This is a genomic window from Sphingobacterium sp. UBA7249, from assembly GCF_002472835.1.
Classification (GTDB): Bacteria; Bacteroidota; Bacteroidia; order Sphingobacteriales; family Sphingobacteriaceae; genus Sphingobacterium; species Sphingobacterium prati.
This window is the reverse complement of sequence record NZ_DKST01000012.1, coordinates 19129-36149: the sequence shown is the minus strand read 5'-3', so window position 1 is coordinate 36149 and position 17021 is coordinate 19129. Positions and strand designations below refer to the sequence as shown.

The 17021-nt window shown below is 42.1% G+C and carries 9 protein-coding genes; all 9 read right to left on the bottom strand.

The window, feature by feature from the left end; translation table 11 throughout:
* Positions 1-2: 2 nt before the first annotated feature.
* The 9 genes from B4A24_RS07925 to B4A24_RS07885 all read right to left on the bottom strand — a co-directional run bounded on the left by B4A24_RS07925 (position 3) and on the right by B4A24_RS07885 (position 16941).
* On the bottom strand, positions 3-947 hold the full coding sequence (locus B4A24_RS07925) for a hypothetical protein (protein WP_293944202.1): 945 nt from the start codon (positions 945-947) through the stop codon (positions 3-5).
* A 427-nt stretch (positions 948-1374) separates the two neighbouring features.
* Positions 1375-1755 carry a hypothetical protein gene (locus B4A24_RS07920; protein ID WP_293944201.1) on the bottom strand — a complete coding sequence of 127 codons (381 nt, stop codon included), beginning with the start codon at positions 1753-1755 and terminating at the stop codon, positions 1375-1377.
* A 109-nt stretch (positions 1756-1864) separates the two neighbouring features.
* On the bottom strand, positions 1865-3199 hold the full coding sequence (locus B4A24_RS07915; RefSeq protein ID WP_293944200.1) for a DUF5125 domain-containing protein: 1335 nt from the start codon (positions 3197-3199) through the stop codon (positions 1865-1867).
* Between the two features lie 11 nt (positions 3200-3210).
* Positions 3211-4683, bottom strand: coding sequence for a glycoside hydrolase family 30 protein (locus B4A24_RS07910; protein ID WP_293944198.1), 1473 nt, complete (start codon positions 4681-4683; stop codon positions 3211-3213).
* Positions 4684-4719: 36 nt separating this feature from the next.
* On the bottom strand, positions 4720-6240 hold the full coding sequence (locus tag B4A24_RS07905) for a RagB/SusD family nutrient uptake outer membrane protein (RefSeq protein ID WP_293944196.1): 1521 nt from the start codon (positions 6238-6240) through the stop codon (positions 4720-4722).
* Between the two features lie 10 nt (positions 6241-6250).
* The gene (locus B4A24_RS07900; protein WP_293944194.1) at positions 6251-9190 is read right to left on the bottom strand and encodes a SusC/RagA family TonB-linked outer membrane protein; all 2940 of its coding nucleotides are present in this window, start codon (positions 9188-9190) and stop codon (positions 6251-6253) included.
* Between the two features lie 286 nt (positions 9191-9476).
* Positions 9477-10997, bottom strand: coding sequence for a DUF6377 domain-containing protein (locus tag B4A24_RS07895; RefSeq protein WP_293944192.1), 1521 nt, complete (start codon positions 10995-10997; stop codon positions 9477-9479).
* Positions 10998-11270: 273 nt separating this feature from the next.
* Entirely contained in the window at positions 11271-15821 is a 4551-nt protein-coding gene (locus B4A24_RS07890; RefSeq protein ID WP_293944191.1) for an efflux RND transporter permease subunit, read from the bottom strand.
* A 13-nt stretch (positions 15822-15834) separates the two neighbouring features.
* Positions 15835-16941 (bottom strand): efflux RND transporter periplasmic adaptor subunit, encoded by a 1107-nt coding sequence (locus B4A24_RS07885; protein ID WP_293944190.1) that lies wholly within the window; start codon positions 16939-16941, stop codon positions 15835-15837.
* Between the last annotated feature and the right edge of the window lie 80 nt (positions 16942-17021).

Sequence of the window (17021 nt, the reverse complement as noted above, 5' to 3'; positions counted from 1 at the left end):
GCTTAGAATAGAATGTCGAGGTGTAGCTCACTTTTTACACCTTCCACTCCTGGTGTAAAATCCTTGGGCACTTCTGTACCGCGAATCACTTTTCCAGCAGGATTCAACAGGACGAAATTCAATGTCCAGTTGCCCGTCATGGTATAATTAACAATACCATGATATAAGCCATCCGGTTCCTGCACTAAATCTTTATTGTTAGGAGATGAGTGATTGCCCATGGAAGGTTCGGGCATGCGCGGGTCTAACTTCAACGTATAACGCTCAACCTGCGAATAGGAAAACTGCAGTTGATCAGCGGGGCCTTCCGCTGAAGGATCAAGCGCCCTATTCAATTTATAGATGCCGGCGACCAATTTATTTTCGGCAACATTTGGCTTCTGCGGAGCAATCAATGCGATGACATACTGCTCATCATCCAACCCTGTGAACGTCGTCATATTCAGATTTTTATTTGGCTGTTGTCTAACCGACACCTCTTTTATCAGGGAAAAGGTTTGATTGCCGACGGTAAAATTGATATAGAGTGCCCAACTACCCCCTGTTCCGCTTTCACTGGTGAAAACACTATAACCGGAGAAATATTTATCGTCTGCTTTATACGCCAGCTCATACTGGTGTGGACAAGAAGTTTTCTCTCCTGTAATCGCAGTTTGCACGGGCAGAAATGTTATTGTGGAGCCGTCCACTGGAGCATTCGTTTGTATATTTTTAATCCGCAGACGGATATCGTTGTATCCACGATAAAATGCACCATTCAATGCCTCTATGCTGATTGTATAGCCAGCTGTTGCAACATTTGCGACCTCTTTAAATTCAGTCCCTTCCTCCACTACTGCACCGCGTTCGGCTTCATAATTTGTTTTTCCTTTGGTACATGCTCCAAGAAACACGCCTATTATTGCGCTGTAAAAACCTAGTGTTTTTATCAATATACTTACCTTCATAAAAATACCATCTTAGCTTAGTTAACAGGCAGGGGTATAGCACAGGGAAAAGGATGGTTAGAAAGGGACAAAACATAGACTGCATGCTTATCGGAAAGGTGGCCGCAGTACATATTCTGTTAAAGAAATTTTCTAAATTACCTGAAACCTGCGATCTAAAGAACCGACAGCCTGTTCAAATAAAATTTTTCATCTGCTTAATTTTTTTATGCTGTGGTGATGAAGCTATCAGATTTATTCATCGCGTGTACGTTAAGCGGCATTCATGAGCTTGCTTCGCTCGGTGATTCGTCCTCTTATAGCGTTGAATAAATCATGACAGTTTCAGTCGACATAAATGGTCTTTATAGCCGATGAAGCGATCATGAGCAGCTACATATCACTACCCGTTAGCAACATGCATGTCATGATGATTTCTAAAAAGGAATTAAACTAATGGGGGGTGAAATATGGTAAAGATGGGTCCGTAAGAATAGTTTTCGTTGTATTCGGGGAACGAGCGTTCCACGACAATTCCTTGAAACAAGGAAGATAGCTGAAAGTCAAAATGCTGGGAATTGTTGATAAAAACAACATCAATAATACGAGATTCAAGGTTCTTTTGTTCCTTTTCTTCGTGTTCGCGCATTTTTTTCATCAGGATACATTGTCCTCGACATGACAGGGCTTTTTCGTTGAAACGATTCACACATTCATAACGGGCAATGTAATCTCTATTGAGCTCAAAAACTGTCCATAGCCATACTGTTGAGAAGCTCTGGAGAAGCATCAATGGCAATAAAATCCATATGAACAGTCTAGTTTTCATCTTGTGAGTTCGGCAAATATATAAATGAATCCCGGATTACACAAATTCAATCGGAAACAATACAGTCCCCAGGTAAGGTCTTACCTAGGGACTTAAACATCAACATATATTATTTTGGAACAACAGTTAGCACAGCTTTCTTGTTACCGGCTGTCAAATCCAGGGTAAATACATACGTTTTACCAGCTTCAAGCATTTTACCTGTTGTGATACCCAAATTCCCTGAATCACGGCCATTTTTGCCATCACCAACAAATACAATATCACTTGAAGTGGTCACATCCGTACCGCCAAACTCTCCGCCCCAGCCTTTTTGGTGAAAGAACTTAAAGTTTATATTATCAGTATTGATTGATTCGCCTGCTTTCAATGTAATTTGGTACTTTTTATTACCCAGTGGAACTAAACAGAGTGCTTTATCTGTATTCCAGCCCACCTGATTATTGGATACTTTTGGTTTTCCAACTCCTTCTCCAATAATCCACACCGCTCCAGTACCATCTTCCTGCAATTTAGCAAGGTCATTTCCGGCCATTGCCTCAACGACGAAGTACTTGAGTGCGAAGTCGGCAGTAATGCGATACTTTCCGCTAGTTCCATTGAACGTAATGGTGCCATCGGCTGCTTGGCTGAAGAAATCCGAATCAATCCACCAATCTTTCAAGTCTTCGATACCATCTATCGTAACCGGATTCCCTTTGGTCATGTTCAATTCGGCTTTGAAATGCGTATCGTCAAGACGCGTAAATACTGTTCCATTGATCGCATAAGCGATAATAAAAGGTGAGGCCTGATAATTTAGGGTATTAAATGCGATACTATATACTCCCGAGGTCGAATTTGAGAAAGGAATGTCCAAGGTGGATCCGAGCGCTACAGCATTATTGACCCAACCAAAATTCATGCTATTTCCCTGGGTACCGACTTTTGGCGCCTGAATATATCCTTTCACTGCGAAGGGAAAGTTTTCTTTGGCGGCATATTTGTTTCGGCCTATTTTTTCCATTCGGTAGGACTTCGAGCCGGTGACCAACGTGAGGTAAGGAAAGTCCGGACGGCTCAAGTCTATATCAAAAGATTGTTCGGTTGTCTTCTGGCTAATATTTTGTAGGACAAACTTGATCGTCGCTTTTCCATCCGGAATATCTTTCAAAAACGGGACATAAATCTTTCCACTATAGTCTCCGTAATCTTTGGTACGGATAGTCGTTTCGGCAACCTTGTCGTCTGTAAAGTATAACTGCGCCTTCAACGTAGACAACGCGATCTCAGTATCTGATACATGTACGCTAAAGGCCAGGCTATCGCCAAAGTGAGCCGCTGAAACGTCTGATTTCAATTCAATTTTGGGGTCACCGATCTGATAGGTATATTTTTCGTCCTTTTTACAGGAACTAACTACCGCAAAAGTGCCCAATACTATATTGATGAGATATCTTTTCATAACCCTTGTCATTAATTTTTCCAACGATAAGAGACGACAGATTTTGCTGGCACCTCGTAACTAAAATGATGTTTACCATCTGCGAGGGTGATTTTGCGATTGTCATTGGATTCATTCAACAAAACCAACGCATAGCTACCATCTGTATTCTGAAAAGCACTATAGACCAACCCCTCGGCTGTATATCCCGATGCAGCAATCCGTACCGCTCCGGTCTTGACGACCGAAGACAGATGTCCTACGATATAGTAATGGGAGTTGCGCGTAATACTTTTATAATTCGCCTTGTTAATATCAACCGCGCCATAACAGGTCTGGCAGCCACCTTCCCGATTCGGCCCTTTATCTGTATCCAGCATCAGGTTCCAAACAATAACACCTTTGCTCCAGTTATTGACTGTTCCCAATGCTACCTCGCGCATATCTTCGATCAGGCGTTTGTCAAGATTACGTCCATCATTCCATTCTCCGATGGAGGTCTCAGTAAAGATCAGTTCTTTGTCCGGGCGCTGGTTATGAATATCCAACAGTTCGGCTTTATCGCCCCCGTAATTGTGATAAGCTGCTCCGGCAATAAAAGAAGCTGCTCCGGCGTCATTATAGATTTTAACCGGATAATCTTCTTGGTCAGCTATATTATCGTAGTTGTAGTTATGGTCAAACGCATAGATTTTCGTCGCTATATTTGCGGCTTTTAACTGTGGGCCGAGCGATTGTTTGATAAATGCCTGCTGTTCCTGCCATGACATGTACATGGAGGCGGAATTTTTGCGATTCAACGGCTCATTTTGAACAGTGATGGAATACACCGGTATACCTTCTTTCTTCAATGCCTGTAGCCATTGCACGAAATACCAGCCATAGTCTTGGTAATATTTAGGGTTTAACTGTCCACTAGTCCAGGAATCAAAGGGCTTTAAATCGGTCAGGTTATTCACTTTCATCCATTTTGGCGGCGTCCAGGGTGAGCCCATAATTTTGACATTCGGGTTGATGGCCAGTATTTCTTTCAGCACGGGGATGATATATTGCGTTTCCTCCGACTGTAAACCAAAGTTCTCCTTACCTTCTTTATCCCAACAGGTATACTCACTCAACGAAAAATCCGAACATCCGATAGCGATACGGATATAGCTCATACCCATTCCTTCTTTGTCTGAAAACGTCTCAGTGAGGAATTTCGTACGATCTTCTTTATTCATTTTCATGAGGTTATAACAGGTAGAACCTGTGATCGCAGCACCAAACCCATCCATCGTTTGAAACTTTTGAGCTGGATCCAACGTAATTGTATTCGGAGACATATTGGATTTTGAGCTGAAATCAACGAATCGCTTTCCAAAATCCAACGATCTATTGCCCGTTGTCGTATAGATGGTAACGTCACCACTTTTTTTTATGTCTTCGTCTTGAGAAGGTGTATAGCTGTCGCGGTTACAAGATGTTGCCGTAATCAAACAGGACAACAAGAATGTATATATCATAGTGTTATTATTACGTTTCATAAACAGTTAAAATAATTAGTATCCGGGATTCTGAACTAAGTTTGGATTCTGGTCTATTTTAGGTTGCGGAATCGGCAGGCGATAGGAATTCTTTGTGAAGGGATATACCTGTGCCTTTCTTCCAGAATCCTTTGCATACACGGCATTCATTACTGATTCCACTTTATCCAACCGAACCAGATCAAACCAGCGCTGCCCTTCAAAAGCCAATTCGAGACGACGCTCTTTCAAATATGCTTCGAACAGTGCGTCTTTATTCGCACGCACTGCCGCAGTTAACTTTGGCAATTTAACACGTGTGCGGATTTTGTCAATAATATCAGCCGCAGCAGTAAGATTCGAGCCTTGCTGAATCAGTGCTTCCGCTTTTAGCAATAAAATATCAGCGTACCGTAGCTTAACGATACTGTTCATGCCCGATCGCAATTTAAACATGAACGGATAGTGGCTTGAAGGATAATAGTTACTCCAAGTTGTTGTGTAATAAACGATGGATTGCTCCATACGGATTTTATCGCCTTCATTCGTATAGGTTTGTATCAAGTCACGGGAGGGGGTTACCCATTTTGCCCATGTAAATGCATTATCATAATTGGACAAGTCGCGACCAAACATCCAGGTTGCCCAATTTCCAGATCCAGGCATAAATTGTGCTTCCAAGATTGATTCTTTCGTATTCCGCTGTGCTAGGTCGGTCCTAGCTGCATTTAACTCATACAAATCTCCGTAATTCGTATTCAGGTCAAAGCCGTCTCCAGCCAGTGCATCTGCATACTGAATGACTTTATTGTAATCCCGGAGTGGTTTCTCAGCATAAAGTTTTGCCAGCATGGCCCGGGCGACAGACTTCGTAAACAAAGCTTTATTCGCGTTATTATTGGCCGGGGCATCAACAAGAGCCTCTAAAAGATCTTTTTCTATCTGTTTGTGCGCTTCCGCCTCTGTTGCCTGTTTAGGGAAATATTCTGGATATACCTCTTCGATATTATCTTCCGTAATGTCCTTTCCCTGTGTCGTGATTACGGGAATAGAGCCAAATATGCGTACCATGTCAAACATGGCCAGTGCACGAAATATCTTACCTTGTGCCTTATATATTTTGATGTCAGCATCACTGATGGATTTATCGGCAACGCTATCTATATTAATAATTAATCGGTTGGCCCGGGCAATATCTTCCAGATATCGCGCCCAGTCCCTATCAACAACAGAATTGGATCCTTCAATGGAATTATTTTCAAATGGTACGACCTCTGCACCTGTAGTGCCCGCATATGCATTATCGGCATGAGAATCGCCAATCAGCAATAAATCAAGATACCAATGTTCTTGTCTATCGCGCATCTGCTGATAAATTCCCGAAAGAAAATTATCAACCTCACTTCTATTTTTAAATACAATCTGCGTTCCATTCTCCGTTTTACCCTGGCTCACATCTGTATAACTGTCCAGAGGATCGCGATTTAGCGAGCACGAAGCCAGCAATAAGCCTGTCATGAACAACGATAAAACGTATTTAATATTTGTTTTTTTCATCACAATTCAATTAAAATTCTACATTTACACCAAGTACAAAAGATCTATTTTGCGGATATGTTCCCCAATCGAGCCCTTGTACTCTTCCCGAATTTCCCCACTGGTTTACCTCCGGGTCCATGCCTGAATATTTAGTCAGCGTAAATAGGTTGCTTGCCGAAAAATAAGGCTGAATCTTTTGAATTCCAATCTTTTTCAAACGTTCAGGTGCGATAGAATAACCCAATGAAATATTTTTTACGCGCAAATAGCTTCCATCTTCTACAAAATAAGATGAGTTTTTAATATCAAAGCCTGCTTTGGGCACATGTGTAATCTGTCCCGGAACGCGCCAGCGATCGAGTACAACTGTTGTTTGGTTACGACCATCATACATTCCTTCTGTTTCCATTCGGCTCGCATTGAAAATGTCATTCCCATAAGTACCCTGAAGAAATATACTTAAGTCAAAATTTTTCCAGGAAAAGCTATTTGTCAATCCATATACAAATTTTGGATTGGGATCTCCAATATAAGTCAGGTCGGAAGGGGATGTTTTGCCATCACCATTCAGATCTCTATACATTAATTCACCTGTCTCCGGATTTACACCATCAGAGATATAACCATAAAATCCACCTAAAGGCCTTCCGGGTTCATTTCTAACGACAGTTGCGTTAACTAGATTATTTGTAACCGCATCATTGTAGATTTTTGTAAAGACGAGCTTATCCAGACGGTTCTTGTTAAAAGAAATATTAAAATCCGTATTCCATGTAAAATCTCCTGTTAAATTCTTGGAGTTTATTCCGACCTCAAATCCCTTATTAGTCATCTCGCCCTCGTTTCGTTTAATTGTACTTGCCGTAGAAGAGCCCGTAGGCAAACTTACCTCCATCAACATATCTGTTGTTTTTTTATGGTAGTAATCCAAGTTCACAGTCAGTCGGTTATTCAATGTTGAAAGATCAATCCCTACGTTCGCCTGGGTGGTCGTTTCCCATTTTAAATCTGTTGCTCGCAACGTAGTCGAATTCCCAATATTCGGTGGAGAGTATTGATATTTTTCTTCAAACCAAGGTAGTCGTTGGATGACATTAAATGACAGATAGGAGTAGTCTCCCAACCCTGACTGGTTGCCCGTCTGACCCCAGCCACCACGGATCTTCAGGTCATTGATCCAATCTACGTCTTTCATAAAATCCTCAGCAGATAAACGCCATGCTGCCGATACGGATGGGAAATATCCCCAGCGCCCGGAAGGACTTAATTTGGACGAGCCATCAGCGCGCATGTTTGCTGTCAGCAGATATTTTCCGTCATAATTATACATCGCACGGGCGAAGTAGGATAAGATCGCCCAATTTGAAGCTCCGGATCCTGTACCGTTCCACGAAATCTTGTTTGCCGCGTTGAGCGTCTGTATAATACCGTTGGCATAGTTGGAACCATAAATATAACTGTTTGAATATTTGGAATCTGTCCAGGAAGATCCCGCCATTGTTTCCAAGCTATGCTTTCCGAAGCTCTTGTTATAAGTCAACACATTGTCCCAGGTCAATACCGTGTTTGTGTTGCGCGCATCAGAGGCCTCTCCAAACTGATTCCTGCCCTGTTGAGTAACCCATGGATCTAAAAATGTTGTTAAAACACCCGATCGTCTGTCCATTGAGAAAGAAGACTTCCAAGTTAAATTGGGCATGAAAGATATCAATACACTTCCTGTTGCCAACAACCTATTTTCCCGATTATTGTTATTCTTGGTGCGTTCTAGATTTTCCAGTGGACTGTTGATATTCAACCCATTAAAATTTGTGTTATAACGATCAGGAAATAATGGATCCCATATGGGCGCATAAGTCGGGGTATTGATTATCGAAGTCACTACGCCGCCACGATTGGATCCATTGCCCGAGATAATTCCATTGGTATTATAGTCCGCGTAAGAAATATTGGCATTGACCTTCATCCATTTTTTCACCTGATTATCTATATTCGCTTTAAAGTTATAGCGTCTAAAAAATGAACCCTGAAGTGTACCTTTTTCTGTCAGATAGCCCCCGCCCAGATAATAACGTAATTTTTCATTACCATCGGAGATAGACAACTGATAATTTTGCTGAACTCCCGTTTGATACGTTTCCTTAAACCAATCTGTTTGATCACTCAGACCATCTGGGAGGTTAATGTAACCTGTTTCATCCATCAACTCTTTGTATTGCGCCGTGTTCAAAACTTTCACCGTATTATTAACCACATTTGCTGTAACCTGTGCTCCAAGTGTAATTTTAGCCTCCCCGGATTTTCCGGATTTTGTGGTTACGAGAATAACACCATTTGCCCCACGCGATCCATAAATAGCCGCAGAAGAGGCGTCTTTTAAAATCTGGATATCAGCAATATCACTTGGTGATAAAAATTTGATATCTTCAACGGGTAATCCATCGACAACATACAGTGGATCATTAGAGCCATTAAAGGAGGTTGTACCCCGGACTTTTATGGACATTTCACCGCCTGGTGCTCCGTTGGGCTGGATCACGGACACACCTGCTGCTTTCCCTTGTATTGCCTGGCCCAAACTTACGACAGGCCTTTTTTCCAAGTCTTTTGTTGACACCGAAGAAATTGCTGTAGTGACATCCTTACGTTTGACAGCGCCGTAGCCAATCACAATAACATCTTCAAGCACGTTTGTGGCTGCGCTCAATTGGACGGTCATTGTCCCATTGGCCGGCAATTCTTTGTTATCATAGCCGATAAAACTAAATTGAAGTATACTGCCTTGGACAGCTGAAATTTGAAAACGCCCGTCTCCATTACTGGAGGCCGCATTACTGGTACCCTTCTGTGTAATTGTGACTCCAGCAAGTGGTCTCTGATCTTGCGCATCCAGCACCCGACCGCTAACCTGAATCCGATCTTGTGCAAATACCGAGTTCAAACACATACACAAGAAAACCAGCCCCATTGAAAAGGTTACTTTTCGAGTAAAGTAAATCATATGAAATAAAAAATTGGTTATTGTTTTATCTTTTGGTTATTCCAAATTGGCGATGAAGTTTCCCCTGCTCTATCGCTCAAAACAAAACTACTAGGAGCCATACAAGAAAAAAAGACCAAGTACTCAAAAAGTACCGGTTAAAAAACATAACAATCTAACATTCAGTATTTTGTAAAAATAAAAACGGACTAAAAAGTACTTAAAAAAGACCTATAAGTGCATAAGGGGCAGTACATCTGCTCATTGGCGACGGTTAGGAACGATCAATAGTTGCAATTTGACATACCGAAGCTTCAAAGTCATCGCGGTTCCCAGCAGCTTTATTCCGTACTTTGGTTCTGTAGTTATAAACTGTACGCAGGGAATACCTAAGGAAACTGGCAATTTTAACCGAATCATCTATCCCCAATCGAATCAAAGCGAAAATACGCAGTTCGGTATTGAGCAACTCCGTCTTCTTCGGATAGATCTTCTCATCTTCCTGAAGAAGCGCATTAAATTCATCAACAAATGTCGGATAAAGGTTCAAAAATATTCGGTCAAAATTGATATACAGTTGCTGTATCTCCCTTTCCTCCATTTGTGTGGATTTGAGTTGCTCCCGCAGTGCTTCCCACTGCTGGTTAGATGCCTTTTTCAACAATGCTTTTCGTATATCCTCCATTTTGTCGATATAGCTCGAACACATATCAAAAAACTGGGCTATATATTCTTCTTTAATGTGATTGGATTCTGATAGTTTTAGATTGGTTTGATTGATTTCATTATTTAAAGACCGTAATTGTTGATTCGTTGCCGACAGCTGTGACCGAATCTTTCGTAAATGCTGGACTTGACGATAAATCACAATCAAGCCAATAATCCCTCCGATCAACAAAATACTGACCACGATAACGAGTGCAATCAACTGCTTGTTCTGACTATTGATTTTCTGTTGATAGGCGGCATTAATAATCGGATAGGAAGAGGTACCCTCAATAATCCGATAGCGCACTTTACATAACATGGCGTCATCAATGGCCTTTTCTATATAGCGAAAAGCGCGATCAAAATCTTGTTTGTCATAGTATGCTAAGGCTAAATCATGAAAGGAGGCGTTGTCGCGATTTGCCATCTCGATATCCGCACTTGCTGAGACAGCTAGATAATAAAGCTGGCCAGCAGTATTTTTTTCATATTTATAGATCAAGCTTATAAAGTAGGACAATAATGCCCGTTGCTCCAAATCCTTCTGGTTTTCATTCCAAAGGTTTAGAAATTGTTTTTTCGCGTCTTCCCGACTACCGTTAAACAAAGTCTTGGTCGCGATGGTTGTCCGGTACTCCAAGGAAGATTTGGGTAAAACCTTCAATAACGAATCCCGATAATGTTCACTTGCCTGATAATATTCCTGACGATTATTACTTTGTCCATAATGGCTATAGAATGAGCTATAGGTATCGTAATATTTTGCTAAAAGATCGGTACCAAGACCTGTGGCACTAATTTGGTTCAACAATGCTGAGGCTTCAATATATCGTCCAACCGTGGAATAGACCCAGGCTAAATCCAAATGAATAACGGTCTGAAGTGAATCATTGTCCCTGGGAGCCAGTTTTTGACAAAGGGTAATATAACTGAGTGCAGCATCAGAATCGAACTTCTTATAATTCTCAAAGATTTCATAATTCTTCTGAAAAAACAGCTGTTGGTTATTTTCGAGGGCTTTTGCCTCCTGTTTTAGTTTATCCAGTTTGTCTTCTCGATTCTTAACGTAAATTTTCTGATTTTCCATGAGATATTCCAATCGCTGAAAAACCTTAGTGCTATCCGAGTAATCTTGGGCGGATAGTGAAAAACATACATGAAATAAACAAATGAAAACTAAAATGCGCTGCAACATAATAACCCCGGTTCAACATAGTCATAGCTAAACTACATAAAAATAACAACAAAAAAGAGGACATCTCACGACGGCCTCTTTCCCTAACCCATATAAGGGTATAAGAATTAACAAGTTAATTCTTTATCGCATGAAAAATAGTTTTCTTATCATCCAAAGGTGGTTTTATTTCCAGCCACCACCCAAAGCTTTATAGAGCAGAATCTGATTCAATGTGTTCTCCTTTTCGAGTTCTACTTTTCCAACTTGTGCTTCCAGGGCTTCCTTCTGTGCGGTGACAACATCCAGTGATGTCACTCTTCCGGCAATAAACAATTCCTGTGCAGCTTCAATGGAAAGATCCAGCGCCTTTACATGTTCATCCACAAATGTCCGACGCCGGCTGATTGCCTCTTGCGTCATAATGACATTGGAAACCTCGTTATAAGCATTCAAAACGGATTTTTCATAGTCCAAAAAAGCAATTCCATAATCGGCTTTCGCAATTTCGTATTGTGTCCTTAATTGCCTTTGATTCAATATGGGGAGTGTAATACCCCCAAATAAATTATAGGCAATGGATTTGTCCAGATTAAATAGCTTGTTAAAACTGAAACTCTGTAAACCGACAAAAGGACTAATGGCCACCGATGGCAGAAAAGCTAGCCTTGATGCTTCCTGACTATTTGATGAGGCCATCATCTTCAGGTAAGCAGCTTTAATGTCCGGACGTTGATTGACCAGATCATCTGGAGTACCGAAAGTCATTGCATGATATAAGTTTGTGTTCTCAACATACGTACTACGTTTGATCGGCTGGTAATAGCGTCCTAGTAATCCATTGATATGATGCTCCCAAAGCGCAATTTCCTGGCTCAATTTTTCTTTGGCGGATTTAGAGTTTGCCAATAGCGCCTTGAACTGCTGAACCGACAATTCCGTCGCATAACCCGCATCTTTTTTTATCTCCACGACCTCAAGTGCATTGGTATGCAGTTCAATATTACGGTCATAGACCTTGATTTTTTGATCTAAGGCCATCAACTCATAATAGGCCGTCGCAATATTGGATACCAGTTCCGTTTCTAACAGACGCTTCCCTTCTTGCTCGGCCAAAAAGCCAAAGTAGGCCGCTTGCCTTTGGCTTTTTAATTTACCCCATAGATCGATTTCCCAGGAAGAACGAAGCCCAATAAAATAATCTGGAATAAAGGGTTCAGGCAGTTTTTCGTCACTTTTCAAATTGTCCGAAAAATTGGAATCATAATTACCGATCCCCGATTCGGTGTAGTGGCCATACTTACGTATTCCGCCCTCAACCGCTGCCTCTACCGTCGGACCCAATGCTGCTTTACGTTGTTTAAAGTAGGCTTGCGCAGACTCTAACCGTAAGATGGATTGACGGATATCTATATTAGCATGTAAAGCCGAATCAATCAGTGCGACTAAAAGTGGATCCTTAAAAATCTCCCGCCAGGAGCGATTGCCAACATTCATACTATCAATTGCCGTCCTTTCTGAAAATGCTGTGGGCAGGGCAATTTTTTCAGGTTGTACTGCTTTTTTGGGAACAGCACAACTGCCAAAGAGAATGAGTGCAGCGATTACTAATGAGGTCTGTTTAATGACCTGTTTTTTATTCTCTTTTTTGGAAAACAAGATCACGAGACCTGGAATAACAATAACTCCCAATATCGTTCCGATGAGCATCCCTCCGACCGCAGCTGTACCAATACTTCGATTCCCCAACGCTCCGGCGCCACTTGCCATCATCAATGGGATCAGTCCGGCAATAAATGCAAAAGAAGTCATCAAAATAGGGCGTAAGCGCGCGACAGCCCCCTCAATGGACGCCGTGACAATATCCATTCCCTGCTTATATTTCAAATTGGCATATTCCACGATGAGGATCGCGTTTTTACCCAAAAGCCCGATCAGCATGACCAAAGCGACCTGTGCATAGATATTGTTTTCCAAACCAAAGACTTTCAGGAAGATAAAGGCTCCAAAAATTCCTGCTGGCAGACAGAGTAAGACTGGTAATGGCAACAAAAAGCTTTCATATTGCGCACACAACAAAAGGTAGACAAACAATAGACAGAGCGCGAAAATATACAGGGCCTGATTTCCTGATATCTTTTGCTCTCGGGTCATCCCTGACCATTCAATGCTATAGCCTTGTGGCAAGGAAGACGCAATCTTTTCCACTTCTTCGATTGCCTGTCCCGAACTGAAACCCGGTGAAGACTGTCCTGTCACCATCGCCGAACTAAACATATTGTACCGCGTAATCTGCTCCGGCCCGTAAATACGCTCCATGGAAATAAAGGCGTTATAGGGCACCATTTCCCCCGTTTCATTCTTCACATACAGCCGAAGTACGTCTTCGGGCCGCTGACGGTACTCTGGTCCTGCCTGTACCATCACCTTGTACATTTGTCCATAACGGATAAAATTCGTTGCATAAAGACTTCCCATCAAGGTCTGCAAGGTGTTCATCGCATTTTCTACTGATATTCCTTTCTTTGCGGCCATATCATAGTCTACTTTCAGCATATACTGCGGAAAGTTAACATCAAAACTGGAACTGACATCCTGGAGCACTTCACTTTTCTCCATGTCATCCATAAATTTCTGTAATACTTCCGCTGTTTTATTCAGATCCTCATTACCGCTACGGTCCAATAGGCGCAATTCAAATCCCGAAGAGTTACCAAAACCCGGTACCGTCGGCGGTGGGAAGAAATCAATCTGTCCATCGACAAAATCTTTTGTTTTCTCGCGTAGTTCTTTGATCACATCATCGACCGTTTGATCACGTTCCTTCCATGGCTTAAGGTTGATCATTCCCATACCATAAGACGCACCTGATACTTCAGTCACAATACTATATCCCGATAAAGTTGAAACCGTTTCAACAATATCCAGTTTGCGTGCTACAGAATCAACCTTATCCAATACGCGCTCAGTACGGTCTACTGTTGCACCGGGAGGGGTCGTTACGGAGACATAAATCATCCCTTGATCCTCTGTCGGAATAAATCCAGAAGGCAGTATGGCACTGCTCCCCCAAGTTGCCAAAAAGAAACCACCTAGTAATAATAGCGTAAGTCCACGTCTCGCACTTGTTTTCACCAATATTCCCTTGTAGCCGAAAGCTGTGCGGTCATAAATCTTATTAAATTGTTTAAAGAATCGGTCTAACCAATTATTGGATGGCTTGCGGTCATGTGGTGATTTAAGGAAAAGTGCACACAAGGCTGGTGTCAATGTCAATGCGTTAATACCCGAAATCACGATTGCCGCAGCCAGCGTCAAAGAAAATTGTCTGTAAAATATTCCTACAGGGCCGGATAGAAAGGCTACCGGAACAAACACTGCTGACATCACCAAGGTGATTGCCACGACGGCGCCCCCAACTTCCTTCATCGCTTCCAAGGTCGCTTCCATGGGTTGTAGATGCTCTTCTTCCATTTTGGCGTACACGGCCTCTACGACTACAATCCCATTGTCCACCACAATTCCGATGGCCAGTACCAGCGCAAACAAGGTCAACAAATTGATTGAAAAGCCCAGCATTTGCATGAAAAATAAGGCTCCGATCAGACAGACCGGCACCGCTAGGATCGGGATAACCGTAGCCCTGAAATCCTGTAAAAAGATAAACACGACAATAAAGACCAACAGAAATGCTTCCAACAAAGTCTTGATCACCGATGAAATAGAGGCATCCAAGAAACGGGATACATCATACCCCATGGTATAGGTCATCCCAGCAGGAAATGAGTTCTGCTTCAATTCTGCCATGCGATCTTTTACCCGCTGAATAACTTCTTGCGCATTTGATCCAGGAAGCTGTTTCAGCATGATGGATGCCGATGGACGACCATCAGTCTTGGAGACCATTTCATAATCCAGGGAACCAAATTCTACGTCGGCTACGTCTTTAATCCGAATAATTGAACCATTGGAATTGGCACGGATAGGCACATTGGCATATTCATCAATTTCCGTAAACTTGCCCGGATAACGCAATACGTATTGCTGCATATTGCGCATTTTATCTGAGCTAATACCAGTTTGCCCAGGTGCAGCTTCGATATTCTGCTTGCGCAAAGCAGCGACCACATCCTCAGCAGATATATTATAGGCTGCCATACGGTCCGGCTTCACCCATACGCGCATGGCATAGTCACGCATACCCATAATCTGGGCTAGCCCGACACCCTCGATACGTTTGAGTTCCTTCAGGATATTAATATCGGCAAAGTTATAAATAAAACGTTCGTCAGCAGTTTGGTCTTCAGTAAAGACGTTCAGATACATTAACATCGAATTGACCTCTTTCTCTGTTGTTACCCCGGCTTTGATAACCTCTTCCGGCAATTCATCCAATACTGTTGTTACCCTATTCTGTACGTTGACCGCGGCGATATCCGGATCGGTACCCACTTCAAAGAAGATCTGGATCACTGTACTTCCATTATTGGTTGACACGGAGTTCATATAGGTCATCCCTGCAACACCATTGATAGCTTTTTCCAGTGGGATAGCCACCGCATTGGTACTTACCTCCGCATTTGCTCCTGTATAATTGGCATTCACCACCACAGAAGGAGGAACAATATCTGGGAACTGTGTAATAGGTAATGTAAATAAAGCCAGCAAACCCAAGAGGGTAATAAAGACCGATATGACCAGCGATAATATGGGTCTTTTTATAAATGTTTCAAACATAATTTATCCTCCGCTACAGCTTCCTCAATTTTGGGTTAATCTTCATTCCATTACGCAGGTTTTGCACACCTTCATACACCACTTTAACATTCGGATCAAGACCAGCCTCTACGATATAATAATGTCCTACACGGGGCCCCGCAACAAAAGGCGTCATCTTCACTGTGCTGTCTGCCTGCATGGCATACACATATGTTTTATCCTGGATCTCAAATACAGATTTTTGATGTACGAATGCGTGCTCTCCAGTCTCCATAGGTACGGCAATCTTACCGGATGCACCGTGTTTCAGGATATGCTCCGCATTGGGAAATTGGACCCGGAGTGCAATAGATCCCGTATTGGCTTCAAATTCACTTTCTACAATATGGGCAATCCCCTCATGTGGATATAACGCCCCGTTTGCCAAGATCAACTTCACGGTCTTACGGATTTCCTTCCCATCCAGTTTATCTTGCATCATCGTTAAATACTCCCGTTCCGAAATATCAAAATAAACATTGACCTGACTTAGATCAGAAATCGTGGTAATCAGACTGCCTTCGGTCAACAATGATCCTTCCTTTAATAAGATTCGATCTATCCGGCCATCAAATGGTGCTTGGATAACGGTATAGTCGAGTCTCGTCTGGGCTTGGTTGACCAAAGCACGGGCTTCTTCAATTTTGGAATTTGCCGCTTTTAACTGGATCTTCAATAGGTTATACTCGGATGGACTCACGATATTTTTGTCGACCAATTTTTGGGTTCTTTCCATTTCGAGTTTGATCTTTTGTGCTTCAGCAATGGAATTATCATATTGCGCTTTGGCTTTGGCCAACTCCGAACGATACTCTTCATTATTGTATTTGAACAATACTTGGCCTTTCTTTACCCAGGCTCCTTCGTCTACATAGATTTTATCTAAAAAGCCGTTCAGCTTGGACCTAAGCTCCACATTTTTTAAAGCCTGGATATCGGCTATATATTCCTGATATACCGTTGTGTCCATTACAATCAATGGTGTAACCGGTATATTCTTAATTTCTGCTTTTTGCTCGGCATTCGCATTAGAGGAGCGGCAGGAAGCCAGCATCCCTACCGTACCCAATAATAGGCACAGCGCAAGTAATTTCTTCATAAAAACGATAAAAAATAAAATGTTAAATTAGATGGGAGCTATAATAATACAATATGGAAATGCAGGGAAAGTACAATCCC

Coding starts and splice junctions, on each gene's coding strand:
- B4A24_RS07925 (WP_293944202.1), bottom strand. CDS start 947: ATGAAGGTAAGTATATTGATAAAAACACTAGGTTTTTACAGCGCAATA.
- B4A24_RS07910 (WP_293944198.1), bottom strand. CDS start 4,683: ATGATATATACATTCTTGTTGTCCTGTTTGATTACGGCAACATCTTGT.
- B4A24_RS07920 (WP_293944201.1), bottom strand. CDS start 1,755: ATGAAAACTAGACTGTTCATATGGATTTTATTGCCATTGATGCTTCTC.
- B4A24_RS07890 (WP_293944191.1), bottom strand. CDS start 15,821: ATGTTTGAAACATTTATAAAAAGACCCATATTATCGCTGGTCATATCG.
- B4A24_RS07885 (WP_293944190.1), bottom strand. CDS start 16,941: ATGAAGAAATTACTTGCGCTGTGCCTATTATTGGGTACGGTAGGGATG.
- B4A24_RS07900 (WP_293944194.1), bottom strand. CDS start 9,190: ATGGGGCTGGTTTTCTTGTGTATGTGTTTGAACTCGGTATTTGCACAA.
- B4A24_RS07915 (WP_293944200.1), bottom strand. CDS start 3,199: ATGAAAAGATATCTCATCAATATAGTATTGGGCACTTTTGCGGTAGTT.
- B4A24_RS07895 (WP_293944192.1), bottom strand. CDS start 10,997: ATGGAAAATCAGAAAATTTACGTTAAGAATCGAGAAGACAAACTGGAT.
- B4A24_RS07905 (WP_293944196.1), bottom strand. CDS start 6,240: ATGAAAAAAACAAATATTAAATACGTTTTATCGTTGTTCATGACAGGC.